Raw genomic sequence first — 25,195 nt, 5'->3', positions numbered from 1 at the left:
CCAGTGGGAAGGCGTTTTCTCTTACTCTCTCGAATTGATTACTAAGGAGTCGACACGGTGAGCGCAGCGTCATCCCTACTGTCCCGTTTCCGTCTGGTCTTTGTCGTTGTACTGGCACTGGCCACTGCATCATGCGGCTTTCATTTGCGGGGGAACTACATGCTGCCCGACGATATTGCCCGCCTGTCGCTGACCAGCTTTGATAAATACGGACCGCTGACCCGTATGGTGAAATCCCAGTTCAAACTGCACGGGATTGAAGCCGTGCCACCATCGTCTCAGGTGCCCAATCTGCACCTGCTAAGCGAGTCACTGGGGGAGCGCACCTTATCTCTGTACCAGAACAGCCGGGCTGCCGAGTACGAACTGACCTATACCGTCAGCTATCAGGTGGTGGTGCCTGAAAAAGGCGCCAAGCGCTTTACCACCAAAGTGAACCGCAGTTTCCTGGATAACCCGCTCACTGCACTGGCAAAGTCGGTGGAGCGCGATATGTTACAAGATGAGATGCGTCAGCAGGCCTCACGCCAGATTATGCGCCAGCTGGCCCGTCTGACCGCCGATCTGAATCAGTTGGATGCTGACGATGCAGAACAACCGGCCAACGACGGCAGTGTCACCACGATTGAGACAGAAACCGATACCGATAAACAGGCTGCAGATCAGATGTTCGACACCATGGACAGCGCGGCACAATGAGGGTCTACCCGGAACAATTGGCTGAGCGGTTAAAACAAGGCTTAGCCTCCGCTTACCTGCTTGCTGGCAACGAACCTTTGCTGTTACAGGAAACGGCTGATCGCGTGCGGCAGCAGGCCAGAGACACTGGCTTTCTCGAACGCCACAGCTACAACATCGATAATCAGCTGGACTGGAACGAAGTCCTGGATAACTGTCAGGCGCTGAGTCTGTTCTCTTCGCGCCAGATCATTGAACTGATCATGCCGGACAGCGGGATCACTGCGACCCAGGCCAAATCATTGCAAACTGTGATTGATGCCCTGCACCCGGATATCCTGTTGCTGGTGCAGAGCCCGCGCCTCAATAAAAAGCAAGAAAGCAGTGCCTGGTTTAAAGCACTCACCACTCAGGGCATTTACGTGCCCTGCAATACCCCAGACGCCCGCCAGCTGCCCCGCTTTATCCAGCAGCGTTGTCAGCAACTGGGGCTGACTGCCGATGCAGAAACCATTCAGATTCTGGCGCAATGGCATGAAGGAAACCTGCTGGCACTGGCACAAAGCCTGCACAAACTCACCTTGATTTATCCCGACGGCACCCTGACCCTCCCCCGGATTCAGGAAGCGCTCAACCGCCATAATCACTACACCCCATTCCAGTTGCTCGATGCCCTACTGGCCGGTCAGGCAAAACGCAGTCAACGCATTGTGCGCCAGCTCGAAGCTGAAGGGGTCGAAGCCATTATTGTTCTGCGCACATTACAGCGTGAACTGACGCAGCTGTACCGCATGCAGGAAATGGGTCAACAGGGTATTCCGCTGAACCGGATTCTCGAGAATTTTCGGGTCTGGCAGAATCGACGTGAACTCTATGTGGGCGCCCTGCACCGGCTGCCATTACCAACCCTGCTCAAGGCTATTCAACAACTGAGTCAGCTTGAACGCCAGGCAAAGACAGACTACGACACCAGTGTCTGGCCCGGTTTGAGCACATTGTGTGCCATGATGTGCGGGCTGAGTAAGGGCTTACCTTTACTGCCGCACTGACACCTCAGGCAAATTATTGTTAAAACTGGCTGATGCTCAAAAAATCTGTACATCACCACACCACTCAAGCGTCAGCCGGAATTGAGCATGATATACTCCAGGGTTAAAATGTGAACCCGATCGGCTCACCTGACTCTAAACACAAGAGAAGACTGAATTGAGGGAGACCCCTTTGCAGCTACAAGAACTACATGACTTCGTCATCGACAAAATTGATGACATGAAAGCTCTGGACATCGTCACTCTGGATGTTCGCGGCAAATCCAGTATTACTGATCTCATGGTCGTCTGTACCGGGACTTCCAATCGCCATGTCGCTTCGATTGCCGATAATGTCAACACAGCCTCCAAACAGATAGACTTCCCGCCGTTTGGCATCAGCGGCGAAGAAGACGCTGAGTGGGTCGTGGTGGATTTGGGAAGCGTCATGCTGCACATCATGCAAGAAGATGCGCGTCAGCTGTACCAACTGGAGAAGCTTTGGGGCTAACTGACGGATGAAGTTGCAACTGATTGCGGTCGGCACAAAAATGCCCAAATGGGTAGAAACCGGCTTTGAAGAATACCGTCGTCGTTTTCCGAAAGATATGCCGCTGGAGCTGATTGAAATTACAGCAGGTAAACGGGGTAAAAACGCTGATATCGCGCGCATTTTGCAAAAAGAAGGCGAAGCCATGCTGGCCGCCGTTGCCAAAGGCAACCGTATTGTCACCTTAGATATTCCGGGCAAACGCTGGGACACAGAACAACTGGCCGATCAGCTGGAAAGCTGGAAACTGGACGGCCGGGATGTGTCTATACTGATTGGCGGGCCCGAAGGTCTGGCGCCGGCCTGTAAAGCCGCCGCTGAACAAAGCTGGTCTTTGTCTCCGTTAACGCTGCCACATCCGCTGGTGCGTATTGTGATGGCCGAAAGCCTTTACCGGGCCTGGAGCATCACAGCCAATCACCCATACCACAGGGAATAAACGGCATGCGCAGAAAGCGACTTCAAATCCGGGATCATCAGGCCGAATCATCTCTGTTTTTCAGACGGGCGGTCTTCTCCTTTGTCGGCATTGTGGCCTTGATTGGCGTTCTGATTGCAAATCTCTATCATATTCAGGTCAGTGAGTTTGAGGATTATCAGACTCGCTCCAATGACAACCGCATCAAAATTGTCCCTGTCTCGCCAAACCGCGGCATGATTTATGACCGCAACGGTGTTTTACTGGCCGAAAACAGGCCGGTCTATTCGCTGGAAGTGGTCACAGAGAAAGTCCCGGATCTGGATGATACTTTTGCCCGACTGAAATCGCTGCTGGGGATCACAGAAGAAGAAGTGGAGCGGTTTGACAAAGAGCGTCGCCGTACCCGGCGTTTTAACTCTGTTCCCCTGCGCAACCAGCTCACTGAAAAAGAAGTCGCCCTGTTCTCCGTCAACCAGCACCGTTTCCCGGGGGTTGAGGTCAAAGCCTACCTGAAACGTTATTATCCTTATGGTGATGCACTCACCCATGTTCTTGGTTATGTGGCAAAAATCAATGACAGGGACCTGGAAATGCTCGACAGAGAAGAGCGCCTGAACAACTACAAAGCCACCCGGGATATCGGCAAGCTGGGGATTGAAAAATACTATGAAGACCTGCTGCACGGCACCTCAGGCTACCAGGAAGTCGAGGTCAACAGCCGCGGTCGTATCATCCGCACCCTGAAGTATGTGCCGCCTGTGCCGGGCAAAGATCTGCGCCTGAATCTGGATATTGGCTTGCAGCTGTATGTGAAAGATCTGCTGACCGAGAAGAAAATCGATCCGGAAACCGGTGAGGAGTACATCAAGGCCAAACGGGGCTCTGTGGTGGTGATGGATCCGAAAGATTCCTCCGTGCTGGCGATGGTATCCAGCCCAAGTTATGACCCGAACCTGTTCGTGCATGGGATATCCTCAAAGCAGTACAGCGAATTGCTCAATGACAAAGACAGACCGCTGGTCAACCGCGTCACTCTGGGGATTTATCCGCCGGCGTCAACCGTCAAACCCGCGATTGCTGTGGCAGCCCTGGCTGAAGGCGTCATCACGACCCGAACAACTCGCAACGATCCCGGTTACTGGAAAATCCCGAACACCAACAGCCGGCCATTCCGGGACTGGCTGCGCTGGGGGCACGGTAAAGTGAGTATCCACAAAGCCATTGAAGAGTCAGTCGATACCTTTTTCTATCAGATTGCCTATGACATGGGAATCGACAGACTGTCTTCCTGGATGAGCAAATTTGGCTACGGTGAATATACCGGGATTGATATTGCGGAAGAGAGCAAAGCCAACATGCCGACCCGCGAATGGAAACAGGCCCGTTTCCGCCAGCCCTGGTATCAGGGTGACACCATTCCTGTCGGGATTGGACAAGGGTACTGGACTTCGACGCCACTGCAAATCGCCAAGGCAACCACAGTACTGCTCAATAATGGTGTTGTCCGGGCGCCACACTTGCTGAAAAGCATTATGGATGCCGAGGGTGAAACCCCCGCCAAATATGACGTCTTCCCACCGATTACGGGCGTCGATCCGAAATACTGGCAGGTCGCCAAAGACGGCATGTACCGGGTACTGCATGGCAGCCGCGGTACAGCAAGACGCGCTTTCTATGGCGCTGAATACAAAGCTGGCGGCAAATCCGGCTCAGCGCAGGTTTTCGGTCTGGCCGAGGATGAAGAATATAACGCCGAAGAGCTTGAAGAACATTTGCGAGACCACGCGCTGTTCACGGCTTTTGCTCCCTTTGAACACCCTGAATACGTAGTAGCCATGGTGCTTGAGAATGCCGGCGGCGGTTCCAGTAATGGGGGGCCGGTCGCCAGGCAGATTTTCGACCATATGCTGCTCAAACACGATGACACAGATAAATCGACATTGGCTGAGGTTTCGCAATGAGTATCATGGCAGCGGCAGGCAGCAAAACCACCTTGAGTGATCGCCTGCACATAGACGTTCCTTTATTATTGGGGATCCTGACGCTGATGGGATTCGCTCTGGTCGTCATGTACAGTGCCAGTGGCCAGAACCTGGACATGATGGAGCGTCAGGCCGTGCGTATGTTATTGTCGCTGGCAGTGATGTTTATCCTCGCCCAGATCGCCCCTCGCCATTATGAGGCCTGGGCGCCCTATCTGTTCGGGGTCGGCTTACTGCTGCTGGTGGGCGTCCTGCTGGTGGGTGAAATTTCCAAAGGGGCACAACGCTGGCTGGATCTGGGCGTCGTCCGTTTCCAGCCCTCTGAATTGATCAAGCTGGCCGTCCCCTTGATGGTGGCCCGTTTTATCGGAAACCACCCACTTCCCCCCAGCCTGAAAAATATCATCATCGCTACCCTGATGATTTTCGTACCAACCATTCTGATCGCCAAACAACCCGATCTGGGCACCTCGATCCTGATCGCCGCATCCGGGGTATTTGTGCTTTTTCTGTCCGGCATCAGCTGGCGGATTATTATTTTTGCCGGCATGCTGATCGGTGCGTTCATCCCGGTGCTCTGGTTTTTCCTGATGCACGATTATCAGCGCACCCGGGTCCTGACACTGTTTAACCCGGAATCCGATCCACTCGGCGCCGGTTATCACATCATTCAGTCGAAAATTGCCATTGGCTCAGGCGGAATTACCGGCAAAGGCTGGCTCCACGGCACCCAGTCACAGCTGGAGTTTTTGCCGGAACGTCACACCGACTTCATTTTTGCCGTCATCGCCGAGGAATGGGGATTGTCCGGGGTCATCGGCCTGCTGGCCCTGTATCTGTTCGTGATCGGCCGCGGGCTGCTGCTGGCCAGCCGGGCACAAACTGCCTTCGGCCGTATGATGGCTGGTAGTATTGTCTTGAGCTTTTTTGTTTATGTATTTGTCAATATAGGCATGGTCAGTGGCTTATTACCTGTCGTGGGTGTACCCCTGCCCCTGGTCAGCTACGGCGGTACTTCCATGGTCACCCTGATGGCAGGCTTCGGTATTCTGATGTCTATCCACACCCACAGAAAAATGTTGTCCAAGGCTAACTGATGCACACAGTGTCCAAATCACTCGCTTTTTCACTCAGTGTCGCCCTGCTCATGGCAGGGTGCAGCACCACCCAATCAGACCGTTATCAGATCAAAGATGACCGCGCGCCAGAGCGTTCCCCGACGCTGGACCATATTGAAGATGCCCAGCCAAGATACGAGCCCAAAAGTCTGGCCGGTAACTCGGATTACACACTCAGAGGCCAGTCCTACCGTATTGTACCGGCCGAACAGCCTTTTAGCGAAGAAGGCCTGGCCTCATGGTACGGCAAGAAATTCCATGGTCACAAAACGTCTAACGGCGAAATTTATGACATGTACTCAATGACAGCAGCCCATAAAACCTTACCGCTGCCCAGCTATGTCAGAGTGACCAATACCAATAATGGTAAAAGCGCCATTGTCCGGGTTAACGACCGCGGCCCGTTCCATGAAGGACGTATCATCGATCTCAGCATGGCCGCAGCCACCAAGCTGGATGTGGTTGGCCACGGCACCGCGCCGGTCAGAATTGAGCTGTTGCAGATGCCGAAACCAGATTCCACCGCAGAGTGGCAAAGTGCAAACCCCAAATGGTTCTTTGTGCAATTGGCGGCCTTCAGTGATCTCAGCACAGCCCAGCTCGCTGCACAGAAGCTCAAATCAGAGTTCAATACTCAGGTGGAAGTAAAACAGGCCGAGTCCGCGACTGTCTACCGGCTGCGTCTGGGGCCGTATCTTGACTCCGCGGAAGCGGAGATACAACGAAACAAAGCCCGGGCAAACCAATTTCCGCAAGCCTTTGTTGTTTCTGAACAACGAGAGTTGAACTAATTTGTCAGCGCAAAGTCTGACAAATGAATGTAAAAATTTCACAAGATTCCTCAATGAGCCACTATTCCTCGGGTTGAGAACTGTTTAAACAAGCTCAATCTGATATAGTGGTTCCAATTTTTTGATATCCGTAACCCAAGTAACAAATATCATGAATAAATCTGCTGCATTTTTTCGCTCTGTCGCTGTTTCAACCGCTTTACTGACTAGTCTTTCAGCGGCAGCGGCACCCGCCGTCGTTCCAGAAGCCCCGCAGATAGCTGCTAAAGGTTATGTCCTGATGGATTATCACTCAGGCAAAATTCTTGCCGGGCAACAGGAATACGACAAGATTCCACCTGCAAGCCTGACTAAAATGATGACAAGTTATGTGATTGGTCAGGAAATCAAACGCGGTAACATCTCGATGGATGATACTGTCGTCATCAGCAAAAATGCCTGGGCAAAAAATTTCCCGGGCTCATCAAAAATGTTCATTGAAGTGGGCAGCGAAGTCAAAGTCGCAGATCTTAACCGCGGCATTATTATCCAGTCGGGCAATGATGCCTGTGTGGCCATGGCTGAGCACGTCGCCGGTTCTGAAGACTCCTTCGTTGATCTGATGAATGGCTGGGCGAAATCACTGGGCATGGATTCAACACACTTTGCCAACGTGCACGGCCTGGACAACGATGACCTGTATACCACGCCTTATGATATGGCTTTACTGGCGCAGGGGCTGATCCGTGATGTCCCGGAAGAATTCGCCATCTATAAAGAAAAATCATTCCGTTACAACGGGATCGAGCAATTTAACCGGAACAGCCTGCTGTGGGACAAAAGTCTCAATGTCGACGGTCTGAAAACCGGCCACACGGACAACGCAGGTTACAGCCTGGTCAGTACCGCGACCGAAGGTCAGATGCGTTTGATTGCAGTCGTCATGGGCACCAAGAGCGCCAATGCACGGAAAGCTGAAAGCAAGAAATTACTGAACTACGGTTTCCGTTTCTTCGAAACCGTATCGCCGCACAAAGCCAACGAAACCTTCGTCACTGAAAAAGTCTGGATGGGCGACAACGATGAAGTCTCTCTGGGCGTGAGTCAGGATACATTCGTGACCTTGCCTCGCGGATCAGCCAAAGATCTGAAAGCTAACTTTGTGCTGGAAAAAGAGTTAAAAGCTCCGATTCAAAAAGGTGATGTAGTCGGTAAACTATACTACCGCCTGGGCGATGAAGACGTAGCGGAATACCCGCTGCTGGCGCTGAGCGAAGTTAATGAAGGCAGTATTTTCAGCCGCTTGATTGACTATATCGTCTTGCTCTTTAAAGGCTGGCTGAGCTAAGCCGCCTGATTTGAGAAAGGACAGCCTCGCTGTCCTTTTTCTTTTTTGCGCTGAGGCCTGCTACCCTGCTCCTATGCTTGACTTGTGTTATGGACTGCGAGCCATTAATATGCTGCCCTAAATTGTGATATACCGCATACCTTCCTGGGAGTTCAGCATGCAACAGCAAGAACAGCCAAAACTTAAAGATTTACTCGAGTTCCCTTGTCAGTTTTCTTTCAAGGTTATGGGCTTCAACAAGCCTGAGCTGCCTGATTTGGTGGTAGGCGTTGTACAGCGCCATGCGCCTGGCGATTATACCCCTTCTGTGAAACCAAGCGGAAAAGGGACTTACAGTGCCGTGTCTATCACTATCACAGCGACGCATATTGAGCAGGTAGAAACCCTGTATAAAGAATTGGGTGAGATCGACATTGTTCGCGTCGTGCTCTGATACCTGGTCCTACCGAGCAATTGGCGGCTGAAATTTTAGCCGCCACGATTTATAATGCACCATTATTGGTCTCGAAAGGTTCTCTGCTGAGACCGACAGACAGCATGGGTGAAATGTGCAACAAAATCTCATTGTCCGCAATCTGGGCCTGACAGACTATTCTGTGACTTATGAGGCCATGCATCACTTTACCGCTGATCGCAATGACGATACGGTCGACGAAATCTGGCTGGTTGAGCACCTTCCCGTCTTTACTCAGGGTCAAGCCGGCAAAGCGGAACACGTGCTCAATCCCGGTGACATTCCCATTTTTCAGAGCGATCGTGGCGGACAGGTGACCTATCATGGTCCCGGACAGCAAATGATGTATCTGTTGATTGACCTGCGTCGCCATAAACTGGGCGTCCGCGAACTGGTCACACACATTGAAAACACCGTAATCAACACGCTATCCCGCTTCGGTGTAGCATCCAACGCCCGTCCTGATGCACCTGGTGTGTATGTCGACGGTAAAAAAATCTGCTCACTCGGCCTACGTATCCGTCGCGGCTGTTCTTTTCATGGTCTGGCGCTGAATGTCGACATGGATTTAACACCGTTTCTGCGCATCAATCCCTGCGGCTATGCGGGTATGGAAATGACTCAGCTAGCCAAGCTAAATGGCCCAACAAAACTGGCTGACGTGCAACCTGTACTTGTCGATGAGTTAGTGAAACTGCTCGGTTACCAGAGCATAGAGTGGACAACGGAAAGCAATTAATCATGAGCAAACCGATCGTAATTGAACCTGGTGTCAAATACCGTGACGCCGATAAAATGGCCCTGATTCCTGTTCGTAACATGGAAACAGAGGAAAAGCCTCGCGAAATGCTGCGTAAGCCGGAGTGGATGAAAATCAAGCTTCCGGCTGATACGCAGCGTATTCAGGATATCAAAGCGGCGATGCGCAAGAATAACCTCCACTCTGTGTGTGAGGAAGCCTCTTGCCCGAACCTGGCTGAGTGTTTCAGCCACGGTACTGCAACCTTCATGATTCTGGGTGCTATCTGTACACGCCGTTGCCCGTTCTGTGACGTTGCCCACGGCCGCCCTTTGCCGCCGAATGCCGAAGAGCCGGTTCAGCTTTCTCAGACCATCGCCGACATGAAACTGCGTTATGTGGTTGTCACCTCAGTTGACCGTGACGATCTCCGTGATGGTGGTGCGCAACATTTTGCTGACTGTATCCGTGAAATTCGGGTGAAGAACCCTGACATTAAAATTGAAACCCTGGTTCCTGACTTCCGTGGTCGTATGGATCACGCGCTGGAAATCCTGCGTGATAACCCACCCGATGTGTTCAACCACAACCTGGAAACCGCACCGCGCCTGTACCGCAAGGCCCGCCCGGGTGCGAACTACCAATGGTCGTTGGATTTGCTGAAAAAATTTGGCGAAATGCACCCTGATGTACCGACCAAGTCTGGTCTGATGATGGGACTGGGTGAAACCAAAGAAGAAATTGTGGAAGTGCTGAAGGATCTTCGCGCACACGGTGTCACCATGCTGACTCTGGGTCAGTACCTGGCTCCAAGCCGTCATCACTTGCCGGTAGAACGTTATGTGCCGCCTTCAGAGTTTGATGAACTGAAAGAAATCGCACTGGCGCTGGGCTTTACTCACGCTGCCTGCGGACCTTTTGTTCGTTCGTCCTACCATGCTGATCTGCAGGCGAAAGGCGAAGAAGTAAAGTAAAACGCCAGAGTTCCGGCCGCACAGTATAAAAAAACGCTTCGGTAATCCTTTCAGATGCCGAAGCGTTTTTTGTTGAGGTTATTTTTATCAGCTCGTGTTACCGAGCCGATAGCAGATCATCAACTCTGATTATCTTTATCAATCACAGCAGCTAATACAGGAGCGATGCTCTCGAGGGCCTCGTCTGTGATGGGTTTGCCGTCTTCATCTGTCACTGTAATTGAAGTCCGGTTGCCCAAATCACCTAGCTGTAACTTATAATCGCGGTTTTCTAATTGGACCGGCTGAATGCCTAAATCCACCCAGAAGCTTTCATCCGGATTCCGGAAACTCACATCAACCGTACCTTGCGAGCGATTCCGTCCGTCAACAGTAAAGCCCAGCATCTGTAACAGGCTTGGCAGACGTTCCCAGAATACGTTGTAAGGCGCGCGAGCAATAATCACAGGCAAGCCACTGCGATCCTGTCCCATGGTGATCGGGATCTGTTTGACCAGTTCTTCAGCACGTAACCTGGCTTTCTCTCGCTCATAAGCATCGTACTTCGCCATCACCAGGTTGGTCATCAGAATGCTGTAACGCTCCTGATTCACCAGACTGACAGGCTTCTCTACGCCACCTTCACGCCAGTCGAGCAGCTTGATAGTATACAGGTTTTGGCCGTTGTCAGTGGAACGGGAAATCCGATAGCGACTGCTTACTTCTGTATCTTCATCTTCGTTGTTCCAGCTCACCCACCCGGTTTCAAGCATCTGGGCCGTATTAACGTCCAACGCAATATTCCGCTCAGTGGCCATCCGTTTGGTCAGTGTCCACAGCTCGTCCAGCTCCGCTGAATTCACGAGCTCCAGACTCACAGTCCCGTCGCTGTTGTGCGCGGTTCTGGCACCCGGGATCAAGGCCAGAACTTGCTGCGGTGGACGAATGTCGACAGCTCTGCCAATCGCACCCGGATACTCTTTCGATGGGATCGCGTACTCATTCGACACCGTGGCTGCAGAGCCACTGGGACTGTTCCAGCTGCTTAACGGCGCTGTGTCCAGATAATTAAAATCCTGATTCGCCTGTCGGCGTCGCTCTGCGCTGCCTGAACAGCCAGCCAGAGCCGCAACCATGACAGCCGTAACGGCCAGCCTGTAATTCACATTCATGTAGAGTTCTTAGGTTCCTATGCGGTAGCCAGTGAAGGCAGCAGTTTCGCATCTTTCAACGCTTGCAACACCACAGGTTCAGCCTCTTTGCTCAATGGCGTTAATGGCAAACGGAGTGTGCCGTGCTGAATCAGTCCGAGTTGCTGTGCTGCCCATTTCACCGGAATGGGGTTGGACTCAACAAACAGGTGCTTATGCAGTGGCATCAGTTTAGCATCGATGGCCTTCGCCTCATCCAGATCGCCTTTTAAGGCCAGTTGGAACATGGTGGCCATATCGGGTGCTGCAATATTGGCTGTCACAGAAATCACACCGTGACCACCGCGGGCCACAAATTCCAGACCTGTTGCGTCATCACCGCTGAATTGGAGGAAATCTTTCCCACAAAGTTCCCGTGTTTTTTCTACTCGGGATAAATCGCCTGTCGCATCTTTGATGCCGATAATATTATCCAGCTTGGATAGACGGGCAACGGTCTCTGGCAGCATGTCTACCGAGGTACGGCCCGGTACGTTATACAGAATCTGCGGCAGATCGGTGGCTTCAGAGATCGCTTTGAAATGCTGATACAAACCTTCCTGAGTCGGTTTGTTGTAATACGGCGTGACAGTCAGACACGCTGCTACACCCGTACCCGAGAAAAGTTTGCTAAAAGTGATGGCTTCATGGGTGGCATTCGCGCCTGTACCGGCAATAATCGGGATACGGCCCTGTGCAAAATCAACAGTCTTAAGGACAACTTTGACATGCTCTTCAACCGTCAGAGTCGCTGACTCACCTGTGGTACCGACAGCGACAATCGCGTCTGTACCCGCTGCAATATGATATTCAACCAAGGATTTCAGGCTGGCGTAATCAACTTCGCCGACTTCATCCAAGGGCGTAACTAGCGCTACCATGCTACCAGTAAACATGTCGATCTCCCTTTTTTATTGATTTCTCATGGTACTTTTCAGTGGCGGTAAACACAAGCAAGTCGAATGTAAAATAGCTGTCATACCTGACCATATCCTGTGCGTTCATTCTGTCCTGTGATCCCCTGTCAAAAGTGGATTAAACCAGTGGCTTGCACCATGACCAGCGGATTTAACAACAAAATATACCATTCATAACAATATCATCATTTGCGCCGGTAACTTCGTGGCAGGAGATAAGTTGGCTGTGCTACCATGCAAGCATAAAGGTCATCAATGTGAAACTGTATGGAACACTACCTCGTCATCACCGCAATCGGCTCTGATCGCCCGGGTATTACTGATGAAATTACCCGCCATATCTCACTCAGCGGCTGCAATATTGAAGACAGCAGACTGGCCATCTTTGGCAGTGAATTCACCTTCATCCTCTTACTCTCGGGTACAGCAGCATCCATTGCAAAAGTGGAAGCCACCCTGCCGCTGCAGGCGCAACAGTTTGATCTGCTGACCGTGATGAAAAGGACCACCAAGCACGAACACCGCTTCTACCCTTATACCGCCGACTTCCACATTGAAGGCAATGATGCGCCGGGGCTGATAGAAAAATTTACCCATTTTTGTGCCAGTCGCCAGATAGACATTTCCGCCCTCAGTGCTCATTCGCAGGAAGATGACGAGAACGGTGAGCAGGACCAGCTGACCTTGCAGCTCAGCACGAACCTGCCCGAAGGCTGTAATCTGATGTCCTTACAGGAAGAATTTGAAGCCCTGTGCCAGGCTGTGCAAGTCACAGGTACAGTGAACTTTACCGGCCATTTACCCAAGTAACCTCGGACTATTAAGGAACAACACATGCAAACCTTGACTGCAGGTTCTCCTGCACCTGACTTCACTTTGCCAGATCAGAATGGTGCGCCTGTCAGCCTGAACGATTTCAAAGGTAAAAAAGTACTCGCTTATTTTTACCCCAAAGCCATGACGCCGGGCTGCACAGTACAAGCCTGCGGATTACGCGACAGCAAATCGGAGCTGGATGCGCTGAACGTCGTCGTGCTGGGGATCAGCATTGATCCGGTCAAACGCCTGCCGAAATTCATCGAGCGAGACAACCTGAATTTCACCCTGCTCTCTGATGAGGACCATGCGGTTGCCGAGCAGTTTGGTGTCTGGGGCGAAAAGAAATTCATGGGCAAAGTATACGATGGCCTGCACCGGATCAGCTTTCTGATTAACGAAGACGGCGTGATTGAACATGTCTTCAATAAATTCAAAACCAAAGATCACCACGAGGTCGTGTTGGCCTATCTGAACGGCAACAGCTAAACCTGCCGACATTCCACAAAGGCCGTCAATCGGCCTTTGTGCTTTTGACATCAGGGCTCTGACGCTGTGTTTTTCTGGCCCCAATCACGATCGCGATGCCGCCCAGAATCGCCATTGAAGCGACCAGTAAGCGTAATGTTACAGATTCAGACAACAGCAGCACACCGCCGACGGCCGCCAGAACGGGCACACTGAGCTGAACGGTCGCCGCTATCATTGCGCTCAGCGAGGGCAAGACACTATACCAAATCGCATAGCCGACTCCCGAGGCTAACCCGCCGGAAAGCACGGCATACCACACACCGATGGCATCCGGTTCAGCGGCTCCCCAGACAAACCAGCACAATAAAGCGAAGGGCACAGCCCGTACAAAGTTCCCCGCCGTTGTCTGGAGCGGGTCGGTAGCGCCTTGCCCTCTGAGGGTATATATCCCCCAAGCCACCCCCGCCACCAGCATCAAAACAGCACCCTGCCAGGACGGCGCAGATACGCCGGGTAACAAAAGGATCACCAAACCTGTCAAGGCAAGAGTAAAACCAAGTATTTGCATGGCATTGAGCCGCTCTCCCCGACTCAGTGCAACAGCCATCATGGTGATTTGTACCGCCGCAAACAGCAACAATGCGCCTGTTGCTGCAGTTAGACTGAGATACGCAAAAGAAAAGCCGGCAGCATAGATGAACAGTGCCGCGGCAGACAGCCAGTTTCCCCCCACACTCGCTTTGCGCTTCAGACGCTCACCTGAAGGGCGATACGCGTGAATGAACCACAAAAATACGGCGCCCGCCAGCAAGCGGATCAGCGTGAAACTGGCAGGATCGATGGCCGTGTCCGACAAGGCCACCCGGTTCAGCAGTGAATTGGCAGCAAACGCCAGCATCGCCAGACAGGTCAGCAGGAACATCTTCAGTGGTCTGTTCACACAACCTCCCTGTGCGATAACTGCCGGAGTGATCGTTAAGGCGTCTCTTCACTAAGATCGGTGGCCGGCAATGCATTCCAGACCGCTTTCACCAGTGTGGCTAACGGAATGGCAAAGAATACGCCCCAAAAGCCCCACAGGCCGCCAAATACCAGTACGGATATGATGATAGCCACCGGATGAAGGTTCACCGCTTCAGAAAAGAGTATGGGAACCAGCACATTACCATCAAGCGCCTGAATAATGCCGTAGGCCACCAGCAGCCACCAGAAGTCTGGCGTCAGCCCCCACTGGAACAGCCCGACCATAGCAACCGGCAAAGTCACGGCTGCAGCGCCGATATACGGAATCAAGACCGAAAAACCGACCAGCACCGCCAGTAGCAAGGCATAACGTAAATCAAGCAGCGCAAAAGTGATGTAACTGACAATACCAACGATAAAAATTTCAGTAACCTTGCCGCGGATATAATTTGAAATCTGCTGGTTCATCTCAGCGCCCACTTTACTGGCCAGTCGACGGTTACGGGGCAGGATACGACTGAATGATCTGAGCATTTCATCCTTGTCTTTCAACAAGAAAAAGACCAGTAAGGGCACCAGGATCAAATAAACTGCCAGAGTAGCCAGGCTGAGCAGCGAGGCAACGGATCCTTTCAGCGCACTCTCACCCATCCCCAGCACTTTAGCGCGCAGGTTGTTCATCACCGCGGTGATCTGCTCCGGCTGAACCAGCTCGGGGTATCGCTCCGGCAGGCTGGAGACATAACGCTGCAAATCGTTAAACATACTGGGCACATCAGAGATTAAATTACTGATCTGATGCCAAATAACCGGAATCAACACAAAAACTGCCATCACCATCAAGCCGGAAAACAGCAAGAGTACCAGCGTCACGGCCAGTGTTCTTGGCACTTTCATCCGGGTCAGATACATCACCGGCCATTCAAGCAAGTAAGCCAGGACGATGGCGGCAAGCAAAGGTGCAATGAGGTTGCCGAAAAAATAGATGGTGATGAAGCCCACCAGGAGGATCGCCACCAAACTGACCGCGTGCGGATCAGAAAATCTGCGCTGGTACCAGCGACTAATCATTTCGAGCATATGAGCGTCACAACCTTCTAGTAACGGTAATTACAAGTAACTTGGGGTTATCTGTTTGAACCTGAACCTGAAACCCATGATTCAACAAATAGCGTGGTATATCTTTTCTTGAGCCGGTATCACAGAGATGTATCTCTAACGGCTGCCCTGCCTTGAGTTGATGGCAGCTGCGTTTTGCCATCAATAAAGCCAGCGGACAACGGGTCTTGGTTAAATCCAGCTTAGGTATTTCCATTCTCAGGCACAGGCGGTTATTATCCAACAAGTTATTGTAAATAACATTATGACGACAAGAAAGAAACACCCCAGAGGTTTTGTTGTCATACCTGTAGGCGCGCAGATTGATTTACTGCCAATCCCGCAGCAACCGGAATATCAACATACGAATGAAGATGATCACCATTTCTAAGCATCGATTTGTCAAAAAGCCCGTTTGTTTGCTGCTGTGTGCTTTGCTGAGCACAGCGCCGGTGAGCCGGGCTGAGGCTTCTTTGGAAGATCTGCCCGAGATAGGGACAACAGCAGCCTCCACACTGACCATCGAAAAAGAGCTGGAATACGGCGATGCCTACATGCGCTTGCTGCGGGCCAGTAAACCGATTATTAATGACCCTCTGCTTGCCGAATATGTGAAAGATCTGGGACACAGGTTAGTGGCCAATGCGCAGGATGTGCGTACACCATTTGAGTTTTTTCTGATTCAGAACCGGGAAGTGAACGCCTTTGCCTTTTTTGGCGGTCATGTCGCCCTGCACAGCGGGCTGTTCCTCCATGCCCAGAGTGAAAGCGAGCTGGCTTCCGTCATGGCGCACGAAATTGCCCACATCACTCAGCGCCATCTGGCCAGAAGCATGGAAGATCAGGCCAAGAAATCCCCGGCCACCATGGCGGCTCTGATTGGTTCTCTGATGCTGGCGATTGCTGCACCGGAAGCGGGCATCGCCGCCATGCAGGCAACCACCGCAGCCTCAGTGCAGGGCCAGATCAACTACACCCGCAGCAATGAAATGGAAGCAGACCGGATCGGGATCGCGACCTTAGCCAAAGCCGGGTTCGATGTTCAGGCAATGCCCGGCTTTTTTGGCCGCTTAGCCGATCAGTACCGCTATGCCAGCACACCACCCGCGATGTTGCTGACACACCCCTTACCTGAATCACGTATTGCAGATACCCGCAGCCGGGCCGCCCAATATCCGCCTCACCGAGTCCCTGTCTCAGAAAGTTATCTGCTGGCTCAGGCCAGAATCATCGCGCGGTATGCCAATCTGGACAGCCGTAATGCGCTGGACTGGTTCAACCGCAAAGAAAAAGAAGCGCATGGTGCCAGCAAAATGGCTGTGAGTTACGGTAAAGCCCTGGTGTATATGGACAGCGGAAAATATGATCAGGCGCGTGAACAACTGATGCCGTTGCTGCAGGCCGAGCCGGGTAACCGTTTCTTTATTGATTCAGCAACCGATCTGGATCTGTTCGAGAAGCGCTATGAGAGCGCCATCAACCGCTTACAGCAAGCGCTGAAATCCAACCCGGAAAATGCCGTACTCAGACTCAATCTGGCCCATGCCTACCTTGAAGCCGGCCGGGCGAAAGACAGCCTGTCGCTGCTCAGTCGTTTTACCTACGATAACCCTGACGATGTGAATGGCTGGGGCATGCTGGCCGAAGCCTATGCCGGCACAGGACGCAGAGACGGCGAACTGGCAGCACGAGCGGAAGTCATGGCATTGCGCGGCGACTGGGAAAAAGCGATCCAGAATTATATCCAGGCCAGCCAGATGGTCGAGGTTGGCTCGCTGGATCAGGCCAGATATGATGCACGTATTGATCAGCTTCGTCTGGCCCGGGCCAGATTTGCCGATCTCTGACCAGCGCGCCGCTTCACCTGACGATTCGTGATTCAGCCCGCTTCATCTGGCGGGCTTTGTCTTGACAATAAAATACCGACAATCCGGGAGAGATTATGTCTGTCACCATTTATCACAATCCACGCTGTTCAAAAAGCCGGGAAACCTTAACCCTGCTCGAGAGCAAAGGCATTCAGCCCGACATCATTAAATATTTGGAAGAAACGCCTTCAGCTGAGCAATTAGCCGAGTTGCAGCGAAAGCTGGGATTTGATTCTGCCCGCCAGATGATGCGAACCAAAGAAGATATTTACAAAGAACTGAATCTGGGCGACGACTCAGTCTCAGAGCAGGCACTGCGCGACGCTATGGTTGCCCATCCCAAACTGATTGAGCGCCCTATCGTGGTCAAAGGCGATAAAGCGGCCCTTGGCCGTCCGCCCGAGCAAGTATTGGATATCCTGTAATGCTGTCGATTTTGGTGCTCTACTACAGCCGCCATGGCAGCACCCGCCAACTCGCCAGACAAATTGCACGGGGTATCGGACAAGTCGAAGGATGTGAAGCCGTGTTGCGTACCGTACCGGACATTCGCGCGAACGGTGAGCTGGAAGACACGCCGGAACAAGGCGATCCCTATGTTTCAGTAGCAGATCTGGAGCAGTGCCAGGGGCTGGCGCTGGGCAGCCCAGTCCGCTTTGGCAATATGGCTGCGCCGCTGAAACACTTTATCGACAGTACCAGTGCACAATGGCTCTCGGGCAGCCTGATCGGCAAACCCGCCTGCGTGTTTACGGCTTCGTCTTCCATGCATGGCGGACAGGAGACGACACTGCAATCCATGCTTTTACCCCTGCTGCATCACGGTATGCTGGTATTAGGGCTACCTTACTCAGAACCACTGCTGCATACCACACAGTCTGGCGGTACGCCCTACGGCGCTTCGCACCTCAACCAGAATGACGGGCTGACACCAGACGAAGCCGCTCTGGCGCAAGCCTTAGGGAAAAGGCTGGCCCAGACAGCCAGGCAATTGCATCAATCAGTATGATCCTGCCGCACTTGTGCAGTTTTAAGATACGGATACCCATATGAAACCAATGAGCCCCTCAACCCGGAAATTACACTACTTCTCACTGACAGTGAACCTGTCTTTGCTGTTGTGGGTTTTTCTGTGGCAGAGCGTGATTTCGCCCCACCCGCACCTGAACAACTATGTGGTTGCCGGGCTGTGGATTTTGCCTTTATTACTTCCCCTCAAAGGCATCGTGCAAGGGAGACCTTATACCCATGCCTGGGCAAACTTCATTCTGATGTTTTATTTTCTGCATGCCCTGACCCTGCTTTGGGTAGATGGCGGGGAGCGCTGGCTGGCGTTGATTGAGCTCGGACTGACCACCGCGGCTTTTTTCGCCAACATCCTGTTTGCTCGGGCACGGGGACGGGAATTGGGTAACAAGCTGAAAAAGCTGTCTCAGGTTGAGCGGGAAGAGCGCGAAGCCCACGGCGATAAATAATGTCAGTATAAAAACCCCGGCACTGAGCCGGGGTTCTTTCAGATGTGATGACCATCGACCATCAGGCGTTCGGGTTCCAGTAATACTGGCCGACATTTGATGTTGCGCCCTGAGGTGCAGACACATCCAACTGAGGCAAAGGCTCAGACGCCGATCCTTCCCGGGACGTCGGCACAATCATACCTTCCTGACTAGCTGAGGTTATCTCCCCTGCAGAGTGCTGCTCAAAGGTGACATCACGTACCAGCGACGAAACCGGCTGCGCCTGAATTTTGGGTTCCATACTCAGCTCGCGAGCAAAGGCCTGCTCGTTGCTCAACAACCGAATCGCAAAGCGGACTTTGTCCCCCTGCAAATGGCTGGCATTCACTGAGGCCACTGAGCTGAGATCCTTCAGCAGTTTCTCCAACTGAAAAAAGTCTTCAACCCGACGTACATTCGCCACGTCAATGGCAAAACCACCGTCAGCGACACCACCCAACTGTACGGCATAGCGTGCTGCCAGGTTATCGGCAACCTGATCCATCATAGCCGTCAAGGCTGCCGCGCCGTCTCCGCTATGGCGCCCTTCAACTGGTGCCGAGTCACCGTCCAGCATGGCGGCCGGTGATCCCGGAAACAGCTGCCAGGCCACTTGCATACTGCCGCTACCACGCTGAACGCGTGCAATCAGCACAGCATCAGGCTGATAGCGGGTACTGGCATTTGCAATCGGCTGCGAGAAACCGCCCCACAAATCCGGCACACTGATCGCAGTCACGTCCTGAAAATCACCGATAGGCAGCAGAACGGGTATACCACGCTGTGCCGCGGCCTGATTCAATTGCCCCTGAAGACGGTTTCCTGTCTGATCCCACACGATGGCGCGATCACGATTCGCCTCCTCAACCAGCCAGACAAGCACAGTGGGACGTTGCTCTGACCAAAAGGTGGCATTGGCCTGCGTCAGCAACGTACGGATTTTCTCGCTGTCGAAACTAATTTCCAGTACAGGTTGCCCCTGCTCATTGCCATACCCTAACTGGCTGACATATGCGCTGCTGTTTTCCAGCGCTTTCTGAATAACCTCGTTGCCGGCGATGTCTCGCTGTCCGGACACTTTCACCAGCACTTGCTGCAATGCGGCAACCCGCGCGGTCTGCTCCGTCTGTCGGTCAGAGTCAGGCAAAGGCACCTGAGCCTGATATAAAGTATTCACTGTAGCCGCCTGCAGCGGCATGGTCATCAGCGCTACAAGAAAAAAAGCAACACGCCACATAAATCACTCGTCGAATATCATGGTTAATTAAGGATGAAAGTCACCCGGTTGTAAACGTTATTGGCTGCAGAAGCGCCATAACCAGACGTCAGCAAATTGACAGGACTCACTATACCTTAGCTGGCAAAAAATGACGTTATTTACCATAAAAAAATACCAAAAACGGGGACAAGTTAGCTTTCTGACATCAGACCGATTTGTCTGGCTTCCGCTTGCCGCCGGCAAAATGAAATCACAGCCCGCGAATGGGGGTTGGCCTTTCACGCCACAATAATGACAAAGTTATAAAATTAATATTCAGGATCATTGGGGAAACGTTTGCGCTTGTGCTAGCATTGCGCGATTTTTTTATATCAAGGGAGATTCGTGACAATGATGCAGATATTACAAGGTGTGCAGATGCTTTTTGTAGCATTTGGTGCGCTGGTTCTGGTGCCACTTTTAACCGGCCTGGATCCCAATGTCGCCCTGTTCGGCGCCGGCATTGGCACCTTACTTTTTCAAGTCATCACCAAACGCAGTGTCCCCATCTTCCTTGCTTCCTCTTTTGCTTTCATTGCTCCCATTCTGTACGGCGTTCAAACCTGGGGGATCCCTGCAACCCTCGGTGGCCTGATGATGGCTGGTGTGATCTATCTGATCATGGCCAGTGTGATCAAAGTTCGCGGTGTCGGCATTATTCATAAACTGCTTCCACCTGTGGTGGTCGGCCCCGTCATTATGGTGATCGGTTTAGGACTGGCACCTGCCGCGGTCAATATGGCGCTGGGTAAAAGTGGCGATGGTGCAATCCAGATTGTTGCCGGTGATGCCGCTTTGTGGATAGCCAGTGTCTCACTGCTGGTGACAATTCTGGTCAGCGTATTTGCCAAAGGCATCTTCAAACTCGTGCCAATCATTTCAGGTATTCTGGCCGGCTATGCCACCAGCCTGGCATTCGGGGTGGTTGATTTCACACCGGTACAGCAGGCGAGCTGGCTGGCTATGCCGAATTTCACCATGCCGGAATTCAATATCAATGCCATTCTGTTCATGATTCCCGTTGCCATTGCTCCCGCTGTTGAACACGTCGGTGATATGCTGGCCATTTCGAATGTCACGGGCAAAGACTACCTCAAAAAACCGGGGCTGCATCGCACCATGGCCGGTGACGGCGTGGCAACCATTGCAGCATCTATGTTCGGCGCGCCGCCCAATACCACCTATTCAGAAGTCACCGGGGCCGTGATGCTGACCAAAGCCTTTAATCCGGCCATCATGACCTGGAGTGCAGTCACGGCCATCATTCTGGCTTTTGTCGGTAAATTGGGTGCTGTACTGCAAACCATTCCCGTTCCTGTGATGGGTGGCATCATGATTTTGCTGTTCGGCTCGATTGCGACCGTCGGCCTCAATACTCTGATTAAGCACCAGGTCGATCTGCACAAATCACGCAATCTGGTGATTGTGGCTGTGACTCTGGTATTTGGCATCGGCGGTATGGCGTTTGGCATCGGCGAATTCAGCCTGCAGGGGATCAGCCTGTGCGGTATCGTGGCCATTATCCTGAATCTGGTGCTGCCAAAAGACTTGGGGGAAAGTAAGGTCGTGGACAATGCGCAAATGGAGTCGAATGACGCCTGAGCCCATGGCTCTGAGCAAATAGACAGCGTCAAAAAAACCGGCAAACTGCCGGTTTTTTTTGCGCGTTATCTGCTGTTACTTGGTACCAAAGATTTTGTCACCGGCATCGCCCAGACCTGGAACGATATAGCCTTTATCATTCAGCTTCTGATCAATAGCCGCTGTGTACAGCTCTACATCCGGATGCGCTTTCTCAAGGGCCGCGATGCCCTCAGGTGCAGCCACCAGTACCAGCACTTTAATCGCACTACAACCGTGCTCTTTCAGCAAATCAATGGTCGCAATCATCGAGCCGCCAGTCGCCAGCATCGGGTCAACCACCAGTGCCATACGCTCATCAATGTTTGATGCCAGCTTATGGAAATAAGGCACAGGCTCGAGCGTTTCCTCATCGCGATAAATACCCACCGTACTGATACGGGCACTTGGCATGTGTTCCAGCACACCATCCATCATACCCAGACCGGCACGCAGAATCGGCACCACGGTCACTTTCTTTCCTTTGATCTGATCGACCTCAACCGGGCCGTTCCAGCCTTCAATGGTAATTTTCTCTGTTTCGAAGTCAGACGTCGCTTCGTAAGTCAGCAGGCTCCCCACCTCAGTCGCCAGCTCGCGGAACCGCTTGGTGCTGATGTCGGCTTCACGCATCAGGCCAATTTTATGCTTCACCAGCGGATGTTTTACCTCAACGACTTTCATCTTGGACTCCTACACAACAAAATTTCAAAAAAATCGATCTATTATACACTAGTCCATAGTCTTACAGGTAGGGAATAGCAGCTTATCTGCTTGGCTTTCACCCAGCAGGAATATTTGACGCAAACGTTTTCCTTTCCGCCCTGACTGCTGTTATCATACTGCGGATTTTGCGATTTAACCGGTGAGGATCTGTTGTGAGCGGTAATCATTCTTCTCTTAGTTACAAAGATGCAGGTGTCGATATTGATGCAGGGAATGCCTTGGTTGATCGAATCAAAGGTGTAGTCAAACGCACAACTCGTCCTGAAGTCATGGGTGGTCTGGGTGGATTTGGCGCCCTGTGCTCACTGCCAACCAAGTACAAAGAGCCTGTACTGGTTTCTGGCACAGACGGTGTAGGAACCAAGCTGCGTCTGGCGATGGATCTGAAAAAGCACGACACCATTGGTATCGACCTGGTCGCCATGTGTGTCAACGATTTGATTGTCCAGGGTGCAGAACCCCTGTTTTTCCTCGACTACTATGCAACAGGCAAGCTGGACGTGGATACGGCAGCAAGCGTCGTGGGCGGTATCGGTGAAGGTTGTGTGCAGTCTGGCTGTGCATTGATCGGTGGTGAAACGGCAGAAATGCCGGGCATGTACCATGGTGAAGATTACGACGTAGCCGGATTCTGTGTCGGTGTGGTTGAAAAGTCTGAAATCATCGATGGCACCAAAGTGAAAGCTGGCGATGCACTGATTGCCGTCGCATCCAGTGGTCCTCACTCAAACGGCTATTCTCTGATCCGTAAAATCCTTGAAGTGTCACAGGCCGATCTGACTCAGGATCTGGACGGCAAGCCATTGGCCGACCACCTGCTGGAGCCAACCCGTATTTATGTGAAATCCGTCCTCAAGCTGATGGAAAGCTGCGACCTGCACGCTATCTCTCACATTACCGGTGGCGGTTTCTGGGAAAATATCCCACGCGTACTGCCTCAGGGCACAAAAGCCGTCATTGATGGCAAAAGCTGGGAATGGCCGGCTGTGTTCAACTGGCTGCAAACTGCGGGCAATGTTGAAACGCACGAAATGTACCGCACCTTTAACTGTGGCGTTGGCCTGGTCATTGCCTTGCCTCAGACGCAGGCGGAGCAAGCTGTTGCGCTGCTGAACGCTGAAGGTGAGAGCGCCTGGCTGCTGGGAACCATTGCGGATGCTGCCGAGGGTGAAGCCCAGGTGGAGATTCGCTAAGCAATGAAAAACATTGTTGTCCTCATCTCAGGCAGCGGCTCTAATTTACAGGCCATCATTGATGCCTGTGAAAATGGCGTGATCGATAACGGCCGCATTGCAGCCGTGATTTCCAATAAATCGGATGCCTATGGCTTGGAGCGGGCGCGAGTAGCCGGTATTGCAACGGCCCACCTCGCTGCGCAAGATTATGCCGACCGCGACAGCTTTGACCGCGCTCTGGCCGATCTCATTGATGGCTATCAGCCGGACTTAGTGGTGCTCGCTGGCTATATGCGCATCCTGAGCGGTGAATTTGTCCGTCACTACCAGGGCCGTATGCTGAATATCCACCCGTCTCTGCTACCGAAGTACACTGGTCTGCACACTCACCAGCGCGCGCTGGATGCGGGGGACACGGAGCACGGCACCAGTGTGCACTTTGTCACCGAGGAATTAGACGGTGGCCCGGTTATTCTGCAAGCCAAAGTGCCTATTTTTGCTGACGATACAGCGGAAGATGTGATGGCACGGGTTCAGCAGCAAGAGCACCGTATTTACCCGTTAGTCTGCCAGTGGTTCCTGCAAGGACGTGTGATCATGCAAGATGACGCCGCCTTTTTGGATGGTGTACGTTTGCCACAGCAGGGTTACGCCTCGGAAGAGTGATCGTTCAGGCACTGAATACAAAAATGCGGCTCTAAAAGCCGCATTTTTTTCGCCAGAGAAATAGTTAACTGGCAGATGAGGGGAGATCTTGCGGGATGTCCGGCACCCGTTTATTAATCAATTCGCCATAATGAAAGACGGCAAATTCGCCCGTGGCCATTTTGTGCCAGCGCTCATCATTAGTCAGCGGCTGAGTGGCAATCACAGTCACCACATCATTGGGTGTGGTCTCTTGCTGAAAGTCAATGGTGACATCTTCATCAATCAGTGAGGCTTTGCCAAAAGGTGCCCGCCGGGTGATCCAGTGCAGGTTATTGGTACAGTAAGTCAGCACAAACTCACCATCACTGAGCAGCATATTGTATACCCCAAGCTTCCTCAGCTCATCGCAACACTCAGCCACCACCTCAAAGATCTGGCTCCAGTCTTCCGGAGGCTGGGGAAATTTGCTGTCAATCTGATTCATCAACCAGCAGAAGGCAATTTCGCTGTCTGTGTCACCCACCGACTGAAACCGCCCCGCTTCCAGGTTTTCATAGCCTGTCAGCTGGCCATTATGTGCAAAGGTCCAGTAGCGCCCCCACAGCTCACGGGTAAAGGGGTGTGTATTTTCCAGACACACTCCCCCCCGGTTCGCCTGTCTGATATGACTGATCACCGCGCAGCTTTTAATCGGGTATTGTTGCACCAGCTCAGCAATTTTAGAGTGGCAGCTGGGTTTAGGATCTTTAAATGTACGAAATCCTTTACCTTCATAAAAGGTAATACCCCAGCCATCAGCATGCGGACCCGTGCGTCCGCCGCGCTGCATCAAGCCAGTGAAACTGAAACAAATATCAGTAGGTACGTTGGCACTCATGCCAAGCAATTCACACATCTTTCCTTCGCCC

At 52.3% G+C, this 25,195-nt stretch carries 28 protein-coding genes; 20 read left to right on the top strand and 8 right to left on the bottom strand.

The features are described from left to right. Positions 1-57: 57 nt before the first annotated feature. The 11 genes from lptE to lipA all read left to right on the top strand — a co-directional run bounded on the left by lptE (position 58) and on the right by lipA (position 10,062). Complete coding sequence (lptE, locus tag LN341_RS03500; RefSeq protein ID WP_046221552.1) at positions 58-699, top strand: LPS assembly lipoprotein LptE; 642 nt, start codon at positions 58-60, stop codon at positions 697-699. After that, a complete protein-coding gene (gene holA / locus LN341_RS03495; RefSeq protein WP_234204044.1) occupies positions 696-1,727 on the top strand; it encodes a DNA polymerase III subunit delta in 1,032 nt (343 codons plus the stop codon). Before lptE ends, holA begins: the two co-directional genes overlap by 4 nt. 172 nt (positions 1,728-1,899) lie before the next feature. Further along, positions 1,900-2,217 (top strand): ribosome silencing factor, encoded by a 318-nt coding sequence (gene rsfS / locus LN341_RS03490; RefSeq protein WP_046221554.1) that lies wholly within the window; start codon positions 1,900-1,902, stop codon positions 2,215-2,217. Between the two features lie 7 nt (positions 2,218-2,224). Beyond that, positions 2,225-2,695, top strand: coding sequence for a 23S rRNA (pseudouridine(1915)-N(3))-methyltransferase RlmH (gene rlmH / locus LN341_RS03485; RefSeq protein ID WP_046221555.1), 471 nt, complete (start codon positions 2,225-2,227; stop codon positions 2,693-2,695). 5 nt (positions 2,696-2,700) lie between these two features. Beyond that, positions 2,701-4,638, top strand: coding sequence for a penicillin-binding protein 2 (gene mrdA / locus LN341_RS03480; protein ID WP_234204043.1), 1,938 nt, complete (start codon positions 2,701-2,703; stop codon positions 4,636-4,638). After that, on the top strand, positions 4,635-5,756 hold the full coding sequence (gene mrdB / locus LN341_RS03475) for a peptidoglycan glycosyltransferase MrdB (RefSeq protein ID WP_046221557.1): 1,122 nt from the start codon (positions 4,635-4,637) through the stop codon (positions 5,754-5,756). The genes mrdA and mrdB overlap by 4 nt, the downstream gene beginning before the upstream one ends. After that, on the top strand, positions 5,756-6,568 hold the full coding sequence (locus tag LN341_RS03470) for a septal ring lytic transglycosylase RlpA family protein (protein WP_046221558.1): 813 nt from the start codon (positions 5,756-5,758) through the stop codon (positions 6,566-6,568). Before mrdB ends, LN341_RS03470 begins: the two co-directional genes overlap by 1 nt. Positions 6,569-6,719: 151 nt before the next feature. Further along, positions 6,720-7,895 carry a serine hydrolase gene (locus LN341_RS03465; protein WP_046221559.1) on the top strand — a complete coding sequence of 392 codons (1,176 nt, stop codon included), beginning with the start codon at positions 6,720-6,722 and terminating at the stop codon, positions 7,893-7,895. A 157-nt stretch (positions 7,896-8,052) separates the two neighbouring features. Then, positions 8,053-8,328 (top strand): DUF493 family protein YbeD, encoded by a 276-nt coding sequence (gene ybeD, locus LN341_RS03460; RefSeq protein WP_046221560.1) that lies wholly within the window; start codon positions 8,053-8,055, stop codon positions 8,326-8,328. A 115-nt stretch (positions 8,329-8,443) separates the two neighbouring features. Next, positions 8,444-9,088, top strand: a complete 645-nt coding sequence (lipB, locus tag LN341_RS03455; protein ID WP_046221561.1) for a lipoyl(octanoyl) transferase LipB — start codon at positions 8,444-8,446, stop codon at positions 9,086-9,088. A gap of 2 nt (positions 9,089-9,090) precedes the next feature. Further along, positions 9,091-10,062: a lipoyl synthase gene (gene lipA / locus LN341_RS03450; protein WP_046221562.1), complete on the top strand. Its 972-nt coding sequence runs from the start codon at positions 9,091-9,093 to the stop codon at positions 10,060-10,062. 119 nt (positions 10,063-10,181) lie between these two features. Here lipA and bamC read toward each other — a convergent pair whose 3' ends face one another. Together bamC and dapA are read right to left on the bottom strand one after the other, a co-directional pair. Beyond that, entirely contained in the window at positions 10,182-11,213 is a 1,032-nt protein-coding gene (bamC, locus tag LN341_RS03445; protein WP_234204042.1) for an outer membrane protein assembly factor BamC, read from the bottom strand. Positions 11,214-11,230: 17 nt separating this feature from the next. Beyond that, positions 11,231-12,127 (bottom strand): 4-hydroxy-tetrahydrodipicolinate synthase, encoded by an 897-nt coding sequence (gene dapA / locus LN341_RS03440; protein ID WP_046221564.1) that lies wholly within the window; start codon positions 12,125-12,127, stop codon positions 11,231-11,233. Positions 12,128-12,415: 288 nt separating this feature from the next. On the opposite strand from dapA, the gene LN341_RS03435 reads away from it, so the two are divergent. Next, positions 12,416-12,958 carry a glycine cleavage system protein R gene (locus tag LN341_RS03435; RefSeq protein ID WP_046221565.1) on the top strand — a complete coding sequence of 181 codons (543 nt, stop codon included), beginning with the start codon at positions 12,416-12,418 and terminating at the stop codon, positions 12,956-12,958. A 24-nt stretch (positions 12,959-12,982) separates the two neighbouring features. Beyond that, positions 12,983-13,453, top strand: coding sequence for a thioredoxin-dependent thiol peroxidase (gene bcp, locus LN341_RS03430; protein ID WP_234204041.1), 471 nt, complete (start codon positions 12,983-12,985; stop codon positions 13,451-13,453). Between the two features lie 25 nt (positions 13,454-13,478). Here bcp and LN341_RS03425 read toward each other — a convergent pair whose 3' ends face one another. Genes LN341_RS03425 through LN341_RS03415 form a run of 3 tightly spaced genes read right to left on the bottom strand, consistent with a single transcriptional unit; the run spans position 13,479 to position 15,659 of the window. Further along, positions 13,479-14,375, bottom strand: a complete 897-nt coding sequence (locus tag LN341_RS03425) for a DMT family transporter (RefSeq protein ID WP_234204040.1) — start codon at positions 14,373-14,375, stop codon at positions 13,479-13,481. A 35-nt stretch (positions 14,376-14,410) separates the two neighbouring features. Further along, the gene (locus LN341_RS03420; RefSeq protein WP_046221568.1) at positions 14,411-15,478 is read right to left on the bottom strand and encodes an AI-2E family transporter; all 1,068 of its coding nucleotides are present in this window, start codon (positions 15,476-15,478) and stop codon (positions 14,411-14,413) included. A gap of 7 nt (positions 15,479-15,485) precedes the next feature. Further along, positions 15,486-15,659, bottom strand: a complete 174-nt coding sequence (locus tag LN341_RS03415; RefSeq protein WP_370643728.1) for a sulfurtransferase TusA family protein — start codon at positions 15,657-15,659, stop codon at positions 15,486-15,488. Between the two features lie 211 nt (positions 15,660-15,870). On the opposite strand from LN341_RS03415, the gene LN341_RS03410 reads away from it, so the two are divergent. From LN341_RS03410 to LN341_RS03395, 4 genes are all read left to right on the top strand, one after another. Beyond that, positions 15,871-17,343 (top strand): M48 family metallopeptidase, encoded by a 1,473-nt coding sequence (locus LN341_RS03410; RefSeq protein WP_234204039.1) that lies wholly within the window; start codon positions 15,871-15,873, stop codon positions 17,341-17,343. Positions 17,344-17,438: 95 nt separating this feature from the next. After that, positions 17,439-17,789, top strand: a complete 351-nt coding sequence (gene arsC / locus LN341_RS03405; protein WP_046221569.1) for an arsenate reductase (glutaredoxin) — start codon at positions 17,439-17,441, stop codon at positions 17,787-17,789. Next, the gene (gene wrbA / locus LN341_RS03400; RefSeq protein ID WP_046221570.1) at positions 17,789-18,373 is read left to right on the top strand and encodes an NAD(P)H:quinone oxidoreductase; all 585 of its coding nucleotides are present in this window, start codon (positions 17,789-17,791) and stop codon (positions 18,371-18,373) included. The genes arsC and wrbA overlap by 1 nt, the downstream gene beginning before the upstream one ends. A gap of 40 nt (positions 18,374-18,413) precedes the next feature. Next, positions 18,414-18,839, top strand: coding sequence for a DUF2069 domain-containing protein (locus tag LN341_RS03395; protein ID WP_234204038.1), 426 nt, complete (start codon positions 18,414-18,416; stop codon positions 18,837-18,839). A gap of 61 nt (positions 18,840-18,900) precedes the next feature. Here the strand turns inward: LN341_RS03395 and LN341_RS03390 are convergent, their stop codons facing one another. After that, a complete protein-coding gene (locus LN341_RS03390) occupies positions 18,901-20,097 on the bottom strand; it encodes a DUF2066 domain-containing protein (RefSeq protein WP_234204037.1) in 1,197 nt (398 codons plus the stop codon). 372 nt (positions 20,098-20,469) lie between these two features. On the opposite strand from LN341_RS03390, the gene LN341_RS03385 reads away from it, so the two are divergent. Next, the gene (locus tag LN341_RS03385) at positions 20,470-21,720 is read left to right on the top strand and encodes a uracil-xanthine permease family protein (RefSeq protein WP_234204036.1); all 1,251 of its coding nucleotides are present in this window, start codon (positions 20,470-20,472) and stop codon (positions 21,718-21,720) included. A gap of 75 nt (positions 21,721-21,795) precedes the next feature. Here LN341_RS03385 and upp read toward each other — a convergent pair whose 3' ends face one another. Beyond that, positions 21,796-22,422 (bottom strand): uracil phosphoribosyltransferase, encoded by a 627-nt coding sequence (upp, locus tag LN341_RS03380; protein WP_046221574.1) that lies wholly within the window; start codon positions 22,420-22,422, stop codon positions 21,796-21,798. A 194-nt stretch (positions 22,423-22,616) separates the two neighbouring features. On the opposite strand from upp, the gene purM reads away from it, so the two are divergent. After that, entirely contained in the window at positions 22,617-23,657 is a 1,041-nt protein-coding gene (gene purM, locus LN341_RS03375) for a phosphoribosylformylglycinamidine cyclo-ligase (RefSeq protein WP_234204035.1), read from the top strand. A gap of 3 nt (positions 23,658-23,660) precedes the next feature. Continuing rightward, positions 23,661-24,305, top strand: coding sequence for a phosphoribosylglycinamide formyltransferase (gene purN, locus LN341_RS03370; protein WP_046221576.1), 645 nt, complete (start codon positions 23,661-23,663; stop codon positions 24,303-24,305). A gap of 64 nt (positions 24,306-24,369) precedes the next feature. Here purN and LN341_RS03365 read toward each other — a convergent pair whose 3' ends face one another. Continuing rightward, on the bottom strand, positions 24,370-25,182 hold the full coding sequence (locus tag LN341_RS03365; protein ID WP_046221577.1) for a class II glutamine amidotransferase: 813 nt from the start codon (positions 25,180-25,182) through the stop codon (positions 24,370-24,372). Positions 25,183-25,195: the final 13 nt, after the last annotated feature.

The organism is Photobacterium sp. TLY01 (assembly GCF_021432065.1).
In the GTDB taxonomy this organism is placed as follows: domain Bacteria; phylum Pseudomonadota; class Gammaproteobacteria; order Enterobacterales; family Vibrionaceae; genus Photobacterium; species Photobacterium halotolerans_A.
Note: the sequence above shows the minus strand (reverse complement) of the source record. Positions and strands in the feature narration are given on the sequence as shown.